12 protein-coding genes and 3 pseudogenes are annotated in these 15,212 nt (G+C 67.4%); 5 read left to right on the top strand and 10 right to left on the bottom strand.

Features of this window, described 5'->3' with window-relative positions; genetic code table 11:
- The first annotated feature begins 67 nt into the window (after positions 1 to 67).
- Positions 68 to 517: an IS30 family transposase gene (locus LZF96_RS09080; protein ID WP_308294176.1), complete on the top strand. Its 450-nt coding sequence runs from the start codon at positions 68 to 70 to the stop codon at positions 515 to 517.
- Between the two features lie 19 nt (positions 518 to 536).
- Here the strand turns inward: LZF96_RS09080 and LZF96_RS09085 are convergent.
- Positions 537 to 1,197 (bottom strand): annotated as a pseudogene (locus LZF96_RS09085) (transposase).
- A 272-nt stretch (positions 1,198 to 1,469) separates the two neighbouring features.
- Positions 1,470 to 2,993 (bottom strand): MFS transporter, encoded by a 1,524-nt coding sequence (locus LZF96_RS09090; RefSeq protein WP_233868452.1) that lies wholly within the window; start codon positions 2,991 to 2,993, stop codon positions 1,470 to 1,472.
- A 104-nt stretch (positions 2,994 to 3,097) separates the two neighbouring features.
- Between LZF96_RS09090 and LZF96_RS09095 the strand changes: the two genes are divergently transcribed.
- From LZF96_RS09095 to LZF96_RS27325, 4 genes and pseudogenes are all read left to right on the top strand, one after another.
- A complete protein-coding gene (locus LZF96_RS09095; RefSeq protein WP_233868454.1) occupies positions 3,098 to 3,976 on the top strand; it encodes a helix-turn-helix transcriptional regulator in 879 nt (292 codons plus the stop codon).
- 1,460 nt (positions 3,977 to 5,436) lie between these two features.
- On the top strand, positions 5,437 to 5,922 hold the full coding sequence (locus LZF96_RS09100) for a helix-turn-helix domain-containing protein (RefSeq protein WP_233868457.1): 486 nt from the start codon (positions 5,437 to 5,439) through the stop codon (positions 5,920 to 5,922).
- A pseudogene (locus LZF96_RS09105) lies at positions 5,811 to 6,455 on the top strand (IS630 family transposase); the annotation flags it as partial. The gene LZF96_RS09100 and the pseudogene LZF96_RS09105, both read left to right, overlap by 112 nt.
- A 173-nt stretch (positions 6,456 to 6,628) precedes the next feature.
- Positions 6,629 to 6,824, top strand: a pseudogene (locus LZF96_RS27325) (transposase); the annotation flags it as partial.
- A gap of 86 nt (positions 6,825 to 6,910) precedes the next feature.
- Here the strand turns inward: LZF96_RS27325 and LZF96_RS09110 are convergent.
- The 8 genes from LZF96_RS09110 to LZF96_RS09145 all read right to left on the bottom strand — a co-directional run bounded on the left by LZF96_RS09110 (position 6,911) and on the right by LZF96_RS09145 (position 15,169).
- Positions 6,911 to 7,318, bottom strand: coding sequence for a type II toxin-antitoxin system death-on-curing family toxin (locus tag LZF96_RS09110; RefSeq protein ID WP_233868472.1), 408 nt, complete (start codon positions 7,316 to 7,318; stop codon positions 6,911 to 6,913).
- Positions 7,315 to 7,509 carry a ribbon-helix-helix protein, CopG family gene (locus tag LZF96_RS09115; protein ID WP_233868476.1) on the bottom strand — a complete coding sequence of 65 codons (195 nt, stop codon included), beginning with the start codon at positions 7,507 to 7,509 and terminating at the stop codon, positions 7,315 to 7,317. Before LZF96_RS09115 ends, LZF96_RS09110 begins: the two co-directional genes overlap by 4 nt.
- A gap of 590 nt (positions 7,510 to 8,099) precedes the next feature.
- Positions 8,100 to 9,343, bottom strand: a protein-coding gene (locus LZF96_RS09120; protein WP_233868479.1) for an IS3 family transposase whose coding sequence is annotated in 2 segments (ribosomal slippage) — positions 8,100 to 9,061 and positions 9,061 to 9,343 — 1,245 coding nt in all. Because the reading frame shifts where the segments join, the coding sequence is not laid out codon by codon here.
- 76 nt (positions 9,344 to 9,419) lie between these two features.
- On the bottom strand, positions 9,420 to 10,235 hold the full coding sequence (locus tag LZF96_RS09125) for an ABC transporter ATP-binding protein (protein WP_233868484.1): 816 nt from the start codon (positions 10,233 to 10,235) through the stop codon (positions 9,420 to 9,422).
- Complete coding sequence (locus LZF96_RS09130; RefSeq protein ID WP_374203185.1) at positions 10,235 to 11,224, bottom strand: FecCD family ABC transporter permease; 990 nt, start codon at positions 11,222 to 11,224, stop codon at positions 10,235 to 10,237. Before LZF96_RS09130 ends, LZF96_RS09125 begins: the two co-directional genes overlap by 1 nt.
- A 124-nt stretch (positions 11,225 to 11,348) precedes the next feature.
- On the bottom strand, positions 11,349 to 12,374 hold the full coding sequence (locus tag LZF96_RS09135) for an ABC transporter substrate-binding protein (protein ID WP_233868492.1): 1,026 nt from the start codon (positions 12,372 to 12,374) through the stop codon (positions 11,349 to 11,351).
- A gap of 444 nt (positions 12,375 to 12,818) precedes the next feature.
- A complete protein-coding gene (locus tag LZF96_RS09140) occupies positions 12,819 to 14,051 on the bottom strand; it encodes an aminotransferase (RefSeq protein ID WP_233868495.1) in 1,233 nt (410 codons plus the stop codon).
- Positions 14,048 to 15,169, bottom strand: coding sequence for an aminotransferase class I/II-fold pyridoxal phosphate-dependent enzyme (locus tag LZF96_RS09145; protein WP_233868498.1), 1,122 nt, complete (start codon positions 15,167 to 15,169; stop codon positions 14,048 to 14,050). Before LZF96_RS09145 ends, LZF96_RS09140 begins: the two co-directional genes overlap by 4 nt.
- Between the last annotated feature and the right edge of the window lie 43 nt (positions 15,170 to 15,212).

Raw genomic sequence — 15,212 nt, forward strand, 5'->3', positions numbered from 1 at the left:
TGAAAGCTGCTTGCACGGTTCTGAGGGGGCGGGGACACAGTAATGCGTCCCCGCTACCCGACTCATCATCGGCAAAGAGGGTAAAAGCGCCGCCGCCACCCTGGTGGACCGCACGACCCGCTTCCTGATGATCCTCGCCCTGCCCGACGGCAAACAAGCCGACGGACTGGCCACCGCCTTGACCCAACAGGTCCACGGAATGCCGCAGTTGGTCCGCAAGTCCCTCACCTGGGACCAGGGCACCGAGATGGGACGCCACGCCGCCCTCACCCTCGCCACCGGCCTCGATGTCTACTTCGCCGACCCCCACAGCCCCTGGCAGAGACCCACCAACGAGAACACCAACGGCATCATCCGCCGCTACCTCCCCAAAGGCACCGAGATCACCGGCCACCAGCCCTACCTCACCGCCGTCGCCGAAGAGATCAACAACCAGCCCCGCCGCTGCCTCGGCTACCTCACCCCACAAGAAGCCTTCCAACGCGCCCTCACCGAAGGCGTTGCTTCAACGAATTGACACCGCCCTCGTTTGCTGCTCACTCGGTGAGGGCGAGGTTGTGGAGGGAGTGATGCGAAGCACGGAGTGGTGAACACCGTCCCCCTGTATCGGCAGTCGCGCAGGCTATTTCAGCTTTTCATTCGGGTGAAGGTGTGCTCGACATGAACGCGTAGCCATCGGTGAGAGGTGTTGTGTTCCTCCTTCCGGGCGGACAGCTCCTCTCCTCTGTGCCGACGGCGTTATTGGATAATCGGACCGGTACCGCAGTAGTTGCCGTCGGCGATCGCCCTGGGTGTGGTGCCCACGGCATCCCGGGTCCCGGAGATCTTCCGGGCCCTGCAGTCGTGGCGGTTGCCCGGTACCGGTCGGCCGACGGCGACGACGAACCGGGTGCCGGCGTTGATGACGACGTGGTGGTTGGTGGAGTACCGGCGGTTTCCGGAATGCTGAGCGATGACATGGTCAGGAGGGACCGGGGCGCCGTCCACGTAAGCAGGGTGTCCCTGCAATACCGCCGACGTGATCGGAGCGCGATAGTCGGCCCGAAGTGGTCGACGCTCCGGTTGATGGTTGCCTTGAGACGCCGAACAGCGGGGCGAGCCGGCGCAGGGTGAAGTTGGGGTGCCGAACTGTCGAGGGTTCAGCCCGGCGAGTGGGGCTGTCCAGGACGGTTCCGATGCTGTGATTACACCGGTCATCGTGAAATCGTCTCACTCGTAACCAGCACTTACGGGTCAGCTTTTGGCTCGGTGTGGCCCATTCGCATGGGGGCCATCGCGAGCGCCCTCCTTGTCCTCGACGAGACGTGGTGATGAATATGGCTGAAAAATCTCACTGCCCAGCTGTTGGTGAAAATCCGTAGGAGGGGTTGTATATAGCGACACACGACGGCTCTCCTCGCGCTGCTTTCGGTCGTGAGGATCACCGCCGGTGCACTTCATGGGGCAGTCGATCGGGTATTCGATATTTTTCAGGCGATTGTCTTCGTCCGGTCCACCGTGTCGTCGGGAAGGACATCGCCGGTGACCTCCGGAGTCGCCGACTTGGGAAGCCAGCGGAGGGCGAGAACCCCGAGTGCCGCGTGCAGGAGACCGGCCACGATCACGGCTGCGTGCAGGCCGGTGACAAAAGCCGACTTTGTCTCTTCGATGATCGTGGGGGCCAAATTCGGAAGCTGAAGGGTCTCGGTGAGGGTGGGGGCCAGGTCGGGGCCCTGAAGCCGGAAGATCAGCGCGGCGAGCGAGCCGAGAAGCGCGATACCGAGGGCGTTGCCGAGTTCGTTACTGGTTTCCGCGATGGCTCCCGCCGAGCCGGCTCGTTCCGTGGGTACGGCGCCGACAGCGGTATCGGCGACGACGGCGAAGGAGATGCCGTACCCGACGCCCGCGACCATGGTGGAGGCGACATACCAACCCACTCCGCCGGTGATGGTGATCGGAAGCAGCAGCAGGAGACCGGTGATGATGGAGAAATGGCAGGCGATCAGAGCGGTCCGCTTGCCGATGCGGTGAACCACCATGGGTGTGACGATGCACGTCGTGGTGAGTACCACCGCTCCCGGGAGAGCGAGGAGTGCGGCATGCAGGACGGGTAGTCCGAGGACGGACTGGAGGTAGATGCCCGCCAGGTAGGCGGTTGCCGACCATGCGGCCAGGGGTAGCAAGCCGGTGATGATCGCGACCGTGAAAACACGATCGCGAAAGAGCGAGAAGTCCATCAACGGGTGCTCGAGGCTTCGCTGACGGCCGGCGAACCACGCCAGGAGGGCAATCCCTCCCAGTCCTGCCAGGACGGCAGTGGGGGAGAGCCCTTCGGTCGCGGCATGCTTGAGACCGTAGATCATGAGCAGGAGGCCGGCTGCGGAGGTCACGACGCTGAGCGCGTCCACACGGCCCGGTCGGGTGGCACGGACCTCACGGAGCAGAATCGGAGCGAAGATCAGGAAAAGGGCGATGACGGGAAGGTTGATCAGGAAAACCGATCCCCACCAGAACCGTTCCAGCAGCAGGCCGCCCACGATGGGGCCGATGGCGAACCCGGCGGCAAACGCCGCGGCGAAGATACCGATTGCCTGTGCCCGTCGTCGGGGATCACCGAACAGCTCACTCAGCACCGCCAGGGCGGAGGGCAGGAGAGTGGCTCCCGCGATGCCCATGAGCGCGCGGGCCGCGATAAGGAACTCCGGTGTGGGGGCGAACGCCGCCGTGGCGGAGGCGATACCGAAGACCGTCGCGCCGATCATGAGCAACTTCAGTCTGCCGTAACGGTCGCCGATGCTGCCGAAAGCGATGAGCAGTGAGCCGACGGCGAAACCGTAGATGTCCAGGATCCACAGGGCCTGGTCCGCGCTCGGCGTGAGTGCCTGGCTGAGCCGGGGCATCGCCAGGAACAGAATCGATCCGTCCATGGCAACCAGGAGGACGGGCCCGAGAACGACCAGGAGACCGAACCAGGCCCGTCGGTCGGGTGGGGTGTGTACATGCTGTTCAGACATACCGCTCACCGTCCGGCACGGGCTGCCTGCCGGCCATCCCCCTGCTGTGGGTACCCCTGACAGGTATACCCACGGGTGTGCCCTGTCGTCCTATCCTCAGCGGTGTGGAGAGTCTCGGAACGTTCCTGAAGAGTCGCCGTGACCGGGTCACACCGGCTGAGATCGGGTTGCGCGCTTACGGTGCCGCCCGCCGTGTCCCGGGACTGCGGCGCGAAGAACTCGCGCAACTCGCGGGGGTGAGCGCGGGGTACTACACCCGTTTGGAGCAGGGGCAGGTGGACACCGCGTCCGAGCAGGTCCTCAACGCCCTCGCCCGGGTGCTGCAACTCGATGAGATCGAACGCGTCCATCTGCACAATCTCGCCCGACAGCCTTCGAACCCCGGGCTCTCCGAACCGCACCGGGAGACCCCCAACCCGCGGGTACTCACGCTCTTGCAGGCCCTTGACGACGCGACACCGGCGATCGTGCTGGGGCGACGTGGAGACGTACTCGCCTGGAACCGTACGGGGCACGCTCTCATCGCCGAGCACATCGACGTCAATGCGCCGCAGGATTCGCTCCGTCGCCCCTCCGTTCCCCGGATGTTCTTTCTCGACCCCCTCACCCGTGACCTGTACCGCAACTGGGACGAACTGGCCCGCGTCCACGTCGCCTACCTCCGCCTCACCGCCGGTCGCTTCCCCACCGACGCGCGGTTGGCGGAACTGATCGGGGAACTCACGATGCGCAGCGACGTTTTCGCGATGATGTGGGCCGACGGAGAGGTCGCCGACTGCACGGTCGGTACCATGCATCTCCAGCACCCCACCATCGGCGCCACGAGCGTCACCTACCAGGTCTGGCTGCAGCCCGACAGCCCCGACCATCGGTTGGAGGTCTACACCCCGAACGACCCGGGCTCCGCCGACGCCCTGCGCATCCTGACCACCAGGGACCGTATCGACAACACGCCGGATGCCGCCGTTGGCCGGCAGCACTGAGCCCACGGCGTGCCGTCACACCCCGGGCGAAGCCGAAGGGGCCCCGCCGGACCCGGGAGTCCTCTGGGACTTCCCCGAGACTTCCGACTCCGTCAAGCGGTGCGACCATAACGCAGGCGAAAAACCATTCGGACAGGTCGGCGACCATCGCTCCTCCATCACGGCAGGTCACCGCGTTCGCCGGTTTCTTCCGGGATAGCCGCCCGGGTTCCGTCTTCAAAGATCATCTGAGTAGTGGATCATGGTGTCGCGATACGTCGTCATGAACTCACCTACCCAAAACAGGAGTTACTTGCTCCGCTGATACCCCGGGTCGCGACGGGGCAGCCTCGGCCGGAGGACTGACAGCCTTCTCGGTCGCCTCATCGACCGAAGCGAAGACGCAGTGGCTCTGCGGTCGACCGTTCCACCGCACCGTGTGGCCTTCCGGGCATGTGCCCTTGAGGTGGCGCGTCGTGGCAGGCGGCGCGCCACCGGCCTCGGGTCCGGGGCGCGGGATCGGGGACCGTGATCGTCTCACGAGGGTGGTCGCAAGCGGGAATGTCGGCGGCCCCTGCCGGAGCCTTGGCGTCTCCACGTCGGCGGACTGAGGGGGAGCGGTGCGCGACGGCAGCTGCTCCGTTCCGGGCGGATGGGGTTCGGGGCCCTGACGCTCATATGACGCCCGTGGCGTCCTCATGGCGGGAAACGAGCCGGAAAGCCGCCTCTGACCCGGGGTCTTCCGGATTCCGTCGAGGCCGACCTATCTCCGATGACCCATCACCTGGAGTGCGTCGCGATCCTGGAACCGGCCGTGAAGGGCTCCTGACCTGCGGTTTCGCGCGCGCGTTATGTGCGTTGTGGGCGTTACGGACGATATCCTGACGCTCGTGACGCTCATTTGACGCTCGTTCCGATGGGTCGTCAGCTGCCTGATCGCGCAGGTCGCGCCGGGTGGGGGCGTCCTCCCGCGAGCCGACTTTGCGGAAACTTTAAGCAAACCCGGCCGAGTCCCCGCCGGTGGTTCGACGGGTCGAACCGCCGGCGGAGTGGGCGCTCAACGGGTCGGCCCGCAGGGCTCCGGTATCCGAGGAGAGGCCTTGACGCAACTGCTCCCTGTGTTCCCGGCCTCCGGGGAACACAGGGGAACGATGGCGGCCCGGGTCCGGGCAGTGGGCCCTCCTCAACCGAGGGCGAGAGGGTGGGGGAGGAGACTGTTGATGAAGCGCGAACAAGGAGCAGGGCATCCCCCTCACGCGGGAGCACGGCCCACCGGTGAATCGAAGACTCCTGTTGCTCGGACCCCCGCTCGCGCGGGGAACACGCGGCCGTCAGCCGTTCTGCGGCTGCGGCGGCCGGACCACCCCCGCTCGCGCGGGGAACACCAGCAGGTAACAGCGCTCTAGTAGACCGTCGCTTCTAATTCTGGCTGGTTGTGGGGGATGCTGGTGCCGGCAGATCTTCCTTCCCTTTTCTGCCGGATGAGGACTGGTGTCATGCCGTTGGAGAAGAAGCGGCCGGTGAGGCTGACCGGTGAGGATCGTGAGTGGCTGGAGCGGGTGGTGAGGACGGGGGTCCGTCCGGCATCGATGATCCGGCGGGCCCGGGTGCTGCTGGAGCTGGACACCTCGGTGGGAGAGGTCGCGTCCCGTCCGGTGATCGCGGCCCGGGCTGGGGTGTCGATCGAGACGTTGCGGCTGGTCGCCATGCGTTTCGCCGAGACCGGTGGCGACGTTCACGCCACGATCGCGCGGAAGAAGCGCGATCTGCCACCAGTGCCCTCGCCGGTGACCGGTGAGGTCGAGGCCCGGCTGATCGCGCTTGCCTGCTCGCAACCGCCCCCGGGCCATGCCCGGTGGTCGCTGAGGCTGCTGGAGAAGCACGTCGCGCTGATCGAGGACATCCCCGATCTGGATCACTCCACCATCGGACGAGTGTTAAAAAAACGGAACTGCGTCCTCACCTGAAGAAATGCCGGACCATCCCCGCCAAGGCAAACAGCGAGTTCGTCGCACGGATGGAGGACGTCCTCGACGTCTACGTCCGACCCTACGACCCTGCCGTTCCGGTGGTCTGCATGGACGAGAAGCCCTACCAGCTCCTCGATCACGCCCGCGACCCGATCCCCGCCGCTCCGGGGCGTGACCCGAAGGAGGACTCCGAGTACGTGCGTGGCGGGACATGCTCGATCTTCGTGTGGGTCGAGCCACTGGCCGGCCACCGCCGCATCAACGCCCGCCGACAACGAACCCGCCTGGACTGGGCCGAGGAAGTCGACCAGCTGCTGACCTGCGACTATCCCGACGCGGAGAAAGTCGTGCCGGTCATGGACAACCTCAACACCCACACCATCGGCTCGCTCTACGAGACATTCAAGCCCGCCAAAGCCCGCGACCTGGCCGCCCGCCTGGAGATCCACTACACCCCCAGGCACGGCTCCTGGCTCAACATCGCCGAGATCGAACTCTCCGCGCTCACCCGGCAATGCCTCGACCGCCGCATCAACGACATCGCCGTACTCAACACCGAACTCGCCGCCCGGCAGCAAGCCACCAACGCCCAGCAGCGGCAAGTCGACTGGCAGTTCACCACCGAAGACGCACGCATCAAACTCCGCCACCCCTACCCAAGAATTAGATGCGACACACTACTAGCGCGTGAAGCGGCTGTGGGGCAGCCGACCTGCCCCACCTGCACTCCTTCACCCCGGGGCCTGGACCGCGACCGCGACGCCGTGGTCGCCGCGCTCACGCTTCCCTACAGCAACGGCCCCACCGAGGGCGTCAACACCAAGACCAAGCGCATCGCACCTCAGATGCACGGACGAGCAGGCTTCCCCCTTCTTCGCCACCGCATCCTCCTCGGATAGCAGGCACTATCCGTCACCACCGAATGTGAGACAGAGCCGCTCGTTTGACAGACCCGCACGGCACCGGGCACGCGAGGCCCCGGCCCTCACGTCGCCGTGCGTCGGGAAACGGGGAACCAGACCGAGAGGCGCTTGGCGATGACCGGGACATCGATGATGTCCTGCGCGACGTCCTCGACGAACGGTCCGGCGATGGAGGTGGGCGGCGGGGCGATACCGGGGCCGACGCCGTTGAACCGCAGGAAGACGCGCATGGCGAGCCAGGCGGTGCGCTTGTTGCCATCGATCAGCGCATGATTGCGGGCAACGGAGTGCAACAGGGCCGCCGCCTTGTCGTGCAACCCGGGATACAGCTCGGCCCCGAACACGTGGGTCCGGGGCCGTTCGATCGCCGACACCAAAAGCCCCATGTCCCGCACACTGTGCTCGGTACCGTTGACCGCGCGGGCGATAGCCAGGATCTCGTCGATCTGGAGGTAACGCACCTCGGTCACCTCAGGTAGTCCAGGATCTCCGCATCGCTGTCCATCAGCTCGGCCAGGACGTCATCGACCTTCAACTCGGCCCGATTCCGGGCCTCCCGGATCGCCTCGATGGCAAGCTCCTGCTTACTGCGGCCCTCGCGACGAGCACGCTCGGTGAGCTTCGCGTCGAGGTCGTCGGGAAGTCGAAGTGTCATCGCCATATACCGATGATACCTGTCTGGTATCTTGTCGGCGAGGTGATACCGGTGCCACCTCGGGCAATGTTCGCCCTGCCACGACACCGCGCCGGGTTCGCCGCTCCGGGCAGCGTCGGGCAGCCGAAGGATCACGTTGCCGACTGTGTGCAGGTCCGGGAGATCAATGACGATGAGGGCAGCCGACCGTTGCGGCTCATCCACGGGGGTACCGGGTCGGTGGTGGCCCGGCGCCCCGAATGCCGCTGCCGGCGGGTCGCGAGGTGGGCGGAAGCGAACAACGGCGGTGTCACGAGGTGGGCGCCGGGCTTCAGGCACGGGCCACCGGGCACAGCCGCGCCCGACTTCAGACGGTCGGGGGCTCCGGCGAGACGGGGAATACGTTCCGCACACGTCATGCGTCGGGTGGAGGCCCGCCACCCACACGCGTGCCACGGATCACGCCGTCCTCCACGACCGGCCGGAAGTGGATACGACCGGCTGACCGGATCCCGGGGACGAACCGCACACGCGGGTGGAACACCCACCCGGCCACCGTGACGTCCCTCGGAACGGACGTCATGTTGATCTGAACCGCTCCGGGATCGGTGGAGGCTCTATGCGTTGGCTCCAGCTGCCGGTGGGGGCTGGTGTTGAGCGTAGTGGTTGGTCTCGTGTTCGTGGGGCGGGATGTCTCCGATTGCTGTGTGGAGGCGCTGGTTGTTGGACCAGTCGACCCATTCCGCGGTGGCGAGTTCGACGTCGGCGAGGCCGTGCCGGGGCTTGCGGGGTTTGATCAACTCCGTTTTGTAGAGGCCGGTCCGGGATTCCATGAGGGCGTTGTCCAGAGTGTCGCCGACGGTGCCGATCGAGGCGTCGATGCCGGCGTCGAGGAGATGCGCGGTGAACGCGAAGGACGTGTATTGACTGTCCGCATCCGAATGATGAACCAGCCCCGGTTCAGTGGGAGTTCCGGCGCGGTCACGACGCCACAAAGCCATGTCCAGGGCGTCGAGGACGAGCTTGGCCCGTTTGCCGGTGGCGGCGGACCAGCCCACGATTGCCCGGGAGAACACGTCCGCGACGAATGAGACGTAGACGATCCCGGACCAGGTGGAGACATAGGTGAAGTCAGTCACCCATCGCTGGTTCGGGCCGGATGCGGTGAAGTCGCGTCTGAGCAGGTCGACGGCCCGATCGTGGCCGTCGTCCCGGGTGGTGGTGCGGATCTTCTTCCCGCGTAGGGCGCCCTCGAGGCCGAGATCGCGCATCAGCCGGGCGACGGTGCAGCGGGCCGCCGGTATGCCCTCGCGGTGCAGCTGCCGCCAGACCTTCCGCACCCCGTAGACGCTGAAGTTGTCCGTGTGGACGCGGCTGATCTGCCTCTTCAGCTCGGCGTCGCGGACGGCCCGGGCGCTGGGGGTGCGTTTCTTGGCGGCGTGGTAGGCGCTCGTTGCGATCTTGGGTCCGTGGCTGGTCAGGACCCGGCAGATCGGCTCGACTCCGAACACCTGGCGGTGTGCCTCGATGAACGCTACGAGCGTTTCGACGGCCGGTCGGGCTCGGCCGCGAAGAAAGCGGAAGCCGCCTTCAAGATCTCGTTGGCCCGCCGCAGCTCGGCGTTCTCGGCCCGCAGCCGCTTGATCTCCGCGGCCTCCTCGGACGTGACGCCGGGCCGCCGGCCGTCATCGACTTCGGCCTTGCGGACCCGGGTCCGCACCGTCTCGGCCGCACCGATTCCCAGCTTGGCTGCGACTGCCTTCATCGCGGCCCACTCGGTGGGGTAGTTGGGACGGATCTCCGCGACCATGCGTACCGCGCGCTCACGAAGCTCGGGCGGGTAGGGGGACGGACGTGCCATGACTCGACCCTCTCAGGGAATCGAGCCTCCATCAGACCCGGAGCGGTTCATCCTCTCGGTCGAATGATCTGTAGACCTACGGGGCGACGGGCGACATCGATTTCGTGATGGTTTTCTCCGAGGTGGTGACAGCCAGGTAGGTGATACGGAGGGAGCCCGTGCTGGGTTCGCGGTCGACGAGCGTGTTGACGCCGTAGACCGACTCGATCAGCTCCGGGATCAAGACGGTCTCGGGGGCGCCTGCGGCGACCACCTGTCCGTGGTCGAGGATGACGACATGGTCGCAGTAGCGGGCGGCGAGGTTGAGGTCGTGCAGGGCGATGACGCAGGTGACGTCCAGCGATCCCAGCAGGTCGAGGAGTTCGAGCTGGTGGCGGATGTCGAGGTGGTTGGTGGGTTCGTCGAGGAGGATCTCGCGCGGCTCCTGGGCAAGGGCACGGGCGAGTTGAGTGCGTTGCTTCTCCCCTCCGGAGAGGGTGTGCCAGGCGCGGTGCTGTTTCTCGGTGATGTCGGCCCTTTCCAGTGCCGCGTCGACGATTCGCTGATCGTGCTCGGACAACGCGTCAAAGCGGCCTCGGAAAGGGGTGCGGCCGAGCTCCACGACTTGTCGGACGCTGACGTGGTTGTGGGCGGACACATCCTGTTCGACGACGGCTAGCCGGCGGGCCAGCACTCGGCGGCTGAGGTGGCGCAGGTCGGTGTCGTCGTAGCGCACGGTTCCGGTGTCGGGGCGGCGCAGGCCGGCAAGCAGGCGCAGCAGCGTGGACTTGCCGGAGCCGTTCGGGCCGAGGAGCCCGACGATCTGCCCGTCGTGAGCCGCCATGTCGATGCCGTCCAGCAGCCGGTGGCCCTTGACCGACCAGGAAAGGCCGTCGGCGGTGATACGTCCCATCAGGACTCCAGACGCTTCAGAATCAGCGCGAAGGCGGGGGCCCCGAGCAGCGCGGTGATGACTCCCGCGGGCAACTCGTGGGGCGAGAACGCGGTGCGCGCGAATGTGTCGACCCAGATGAGGAAGATGGCGCCGACGATCGCGGACAGGGGGAGCAGGGATCGGTGCGTCGGGCTGGCCAGGATCCGGACGGCGTGGGGGACGAGCAGTCCGATGAAGCCGATCGCGCCGGAGGCCGCCACGGCGGCCGACGTGATGACCGCGGTCAGCACCAGTAGCCAGATGCGGGCGGCGGTGACGTTGATCCCCAGGGCGGCGGCGGAGTCCCAACCGAAGGTAAAGGCGTCGAGGGCGGGTGCGAAGAACTGGATGGCGATCAGTCCGGCCAGGATGATCACCACGGTCACGGTCACCCCCTCCCACCGGGCGCCCGCGAGGGTGCCGAGCAGCCAGTAGGTGAAGCCGCGGGTGGAGTTCGCGTCCCCGCTGACCATGAGGATGACGGAGGTGACCGCGGTGAAGAACTGGGCCACGACCACACCGGTGAGCACCACGCGGGAGGGGGTGGCGACGCGGCCCCCACCGAGCAGGAGCAACAGCACGCCGAAGGAGACCAGACCGCCGAGGAAGGCCCCTGTCGAGAGGGAGATGCTTCCGCCGATGCCCAACAGGAGGACGGCCACCGCGCCGGTCGAGGCGCCGGCGGACACGCCCAGGAGGTAAGGGTCGGCCAGCGGGTTCCTGGTGACCGCTTGCAGAACCGCGCCGGAGACGGCCAGAGCCGCTCCGATGGCGGCGGCCAATAACACCCTGGGAAAGCGCGACTCCCAGATCAGGGCGTCCAGCAGCTTCGGCAGGGGTGGGTTGGGGGCGATCCCGCCCAGACCGATATGCCGAAGGATCGTGGAGACCACATCGAGGGGACCGATGTTCGCGCTCCCGAACAGGGATGCCGCGACGACCGACACCAGCAGTCCGGCCGAGGCCATGAAGAAGAGGGCCACTGTCGAGGCGCGCCGCCGCGGGCGCACCGGAACCTTCTCACCGCCGATGATCGGGTTCGCGGTGGGCCCGGCGGTCCTCTTTGAGGTCGTCGTCATAGCGGTCTGTTGTTCATCCGATCTCGTTCAGGCCCTCGACAAGCGCGGGAACCGTGAACACGCTGCCGTAGCCGGGATCCATATGGGCGCCGGGGATGGTGACGAACCGGTCGTTGACCACCGCGTCAAGCTTGCTGGTGAGGGGGTCCTTCTTCAACAGGTCGATCTTCTCCGGTGCGGTGTCGTTGGGCTCGCCCCGGGACAGGTCGGCAAGGATGATGACGTCGGGGTTCCGGGCGGCGACCTCGTCCCAGCTGACCTCGGCCCACTTGGTCGACGCGTCAGCGAAGATGTTCTCGATTCCGACGAGGTCGGAGATGTGCTGCGGCAGTCCGCCGGGGCCCGCCGCCCACGGAGTGCCCGCGTAGGTGGAGTAGAACCACATCACCTTCAACGGGGTATCCCGCTTTTCGACCGCCTCCAGTGCCGTGTCCACCACGGCCTGTTGTTCGGTCGCGAGCTTCTCCCCCACGGCGGACACGTCGAAGATCTCGGCCAGCCGGCGGTACTCCTCGTACATCAGCGTGAAGTCCGCGCCCGCCACGCTCTCGTGATAGGAGCAGTCGAACTCGGTCAGGTAGGTCGGCACGCCCAGGCTGTGCAGTTGTGCCCGGTCGCCGGACTGCGCGGGGGTGAACATACTCGCGAAGGAGCCGTAGACGAAGTCCGGTTGTGCTTCCAGCAGCTTCTCGTGCTTGATCTCCTGTCCATGTGCGGACAGGATCGGGATCTTCTCGTACTGCTCGGCGATCTCGTCGGGCGTCTTGTCGATCTCGTATCCCGATCCGACGATCCGGTCGCCGACCCCCAGGTGGATGAGAATCTCCGCGGCGGTCTGGTTCAGCGTCACGACCCGCTCAGGGGCGGCTTCGAAGGTCACGTCGATGCCACAGTTCTTCATGGTCAGCGGATAGGCCGTCGTGCCCGCACCCGTTGGTGTCTCCGGTGTCTCGGCATCGGACGCCCCACCCGCGCAACCCGCGAGTCCGACCGCCGCCGCCACGACCGCCGCGGTAATGATACTGATCTTCGTTTTCATTAAGCAGATGGTAGCAGCAGGACCATGGGCGACGTAAGGAGATTGCCGGACGGGATCACGGCGAACACCGCCCGGACCGGCATAGGTGTCGGCGCCTCGAGCGGGGGGATCGGATCAACGGCCGGCCCCGGTCCGTCACCACCAGCCGGTCGCAGAAGCGTGCCCGCCGGTGACAGGTCGTGCGAGACGACCACCGCGATCCGCTCGGCGGCGGTGAACAGGCGGCCACACGCGCCCCCCGACCTCGTGCGGCAAGACACCTCGCGACGACGACCTGCCGGAATCCTCGGCGCCACCAGACCCGGTACGTCGCAGGGGGCGGCGCCGAGGGGAGAAGTCCACCCGCGACGCCGCCGGTCCGCTCCCGGGCCTTCCGGCGGCTCCCCGGACCGGCCCCACGCCGGCGAGCGGTAACGGGCTTGCGACCGAAGATCACTTACAGCATCAAGACCTTCGGTCCGCCGGGCGTGCGCGAGATCGAGGCCGACCGGACGATCGGGTGCCGGGGAAGCGGGCGTGCGAGAAGTCGATGAAGCGGCGGGCCAGTTCCTCGATCGACTCCGGTTCGCAGTTGCCGATGCTGACCCGGATCGTCCCCCTGTCCTCGGGGGTGAAGGCCGTGCCCGGCATCAGGATGGTGTCGTGTGCCAGGGCGAGCTCCCGCACGACGTCCTCGGTCGCGACGCCGGTCACCGGGTGCCGGATCCAGCCGAAGAACCCGCCGCAGGACAACAGTTCGAAGCCGCCCGGCCGTCCTGCCATGACCTCGCGGAATACCGCGCGCCGCCGGGCGACCTCCCGCACCCGTGCGGCACGCCACTCACGGGCGCCGGTGAGCCCCGCCAGGGCGGCCTCCTGCCCGATCCTCGGCGCGCAGACGGCGACGCAGTCGAGCAGCTTCTCGATGTGGTCGTTGAGCGGGGGGGCGGCGGCCACCGCACCCACCCGGTAGCCCGGGATGGCCAGTTCCTTGGAGAAGGAGTACAGCCCGACCACGGTGTCCCGCCAGTCTCCGGCGTACAGGCGGTGAGCGGGTTCCGTCCCGTCGCGGAACAGACGGTAGGTCTCGTCCAGCAGCAGGGCGATGCCGTGCTGCCTGGCGACCCGTGCGAACTCCTCGATCTCCTCGGGCGGTACGGCGACCCCGGTCGGATTGCCCGGCGTCACCAGCAGGATGGCTCTGGTCCGTTCGGTGATCAGGGTCGCCGCGGCGTCCGCTCGCGGGACGAGTCCCGCGCCGGGCTCCAGGTAGACGGAGGTGATGCCGTTGAGTCGCAACCACATGTCGTGGTTGAAGTAGTAGGGCAGCGGCACGATCACCTCACTGCCCGGTTCGGCCAGCGCGCTGACCGCCAGACAGAAGGCCTGATTGCAGCCCGCTGTGACGACCACGTCGTCCGGGTTGACCGCGCCGCCGTGGCTGTCGCTGAGGTCGGCGGCGAACGCCGCGCGCAGGGAGGGCAGCCCCGGCACATCGGTGTAGGCGCCGCCGTCCGCGCTCCGGGCCGTGGTGACGATGCGCTCCACCACGACGGACGGGGGCGGGTAGGAGGGGGCGGCTTGGGCGAGGTCGAGTACGGTGCTTCGCGGCTGGTGGCCGCGGAGTGCGGCGTACACCGCCGTGATCGGCGAGGCGCCGACCACGGCGATGTCCGGGCGCGGGTGAGGGACGCTCACCTCAGGTCCGCGAAGGTCTGGGCCAGGGTGCGCGCCGCCGCCTCGACCGTGTCGCTCGGCCTGGCGAGCGACACGCGGATCAGGCGCAGGCCCTCCTCCGGGTCCGCCCAGTGGAACGGCGGGCAGGGCAGCACGTGCACGCCCCGGCGGACCATCTCGGCGTAGAGCTTCGCCGAGTCCGGACCGTTGTCGGGCAGCCGTACCCTGGCCACGCTGACCCGGGAGTCCGGGTCGGCCAGTGACAGTCCCACCGCGCCGATCTCGGTGGACACGATCCGCCGGTTGTGCTCGATGAGCGCGGTGGCGTGCTCGAAACCGCTGTCCCCCCAGTCTTTCGCCAGCTCGCGGATCAGTGCCAGCACCGCGGGCGATGCCGACAGCAGCGATTCGGCGAACGCGGCCTCGATGGCCTCGGCGTGCTTCGGGGAGAAGGCCAGCATGCCGATCTTCAGCTCGTGCATCGGCCAGAGCTTGCCGGTGTCCTCGAAGGTGATCCAGTCGGCGCCTGCCGCGTCCAGGATTTCGTAGGTGTCGTACTGGGCGGCCTTGACCTGGCCGCGGAACGCGGCGTCGACGATCACGGTCTGACCGTGGCCGGCGGCGTGCTCGGCCAGGGAGCGCAGATGCCCGGGCGGGGTGACCAGGCCGGTGGGGTTGTTGGGATGGGTGATGGCGATGACGCCCACCGGCCTGCCCGGCCAGCGTCGCTGGACCAGGTCGTCCTCCGAGAGCGGACGCAGCCGCAGGCCGCGGGTGCGGAACAGGTCGGCGATGTTGTCGAAGGTGGGGTGCAGCAGTGCCACCTCGGTGTCCTGCGGCAGCGCCCTCGCCACGATGTCGGTGGCCAGCGTGGAGGAGTAGCAGCTCAGGATCCGGCCGGTGCCGACCGGTGCGCTGTGCTGGCCGACGGCGTCGAGGAAGGTCCGGTGCGCCTCGGTCTCGATGTCGGCGAACCGGCGCCGGGAGGCTTCCTGGAACAGGTCGGGGAACCGGGCGATCACCTCGGCCTGCCGTGCGCTGAGCGTCAGCCGGGCGTGGCCGTCGGTGAGGTTGAGGCCGCCGTTCACGTCGGTGAGCGCGGCGACCTCCATCTTGGTGAGGTTGTCCAGAGCGATCATGTCGAGCCCTCCTGGCTTGTCGGGGCAGAGCAAAGCGACGAAT

It is taken from the genome of Streptomyces sp. ST2-7A (assembly GCF_021390475.1).
Taxonomy (GTDB): Bacteria; Actinomycetota; Actinomycetes; order Streptomycetales; family Streptomycetaceae; genus Streptomyces.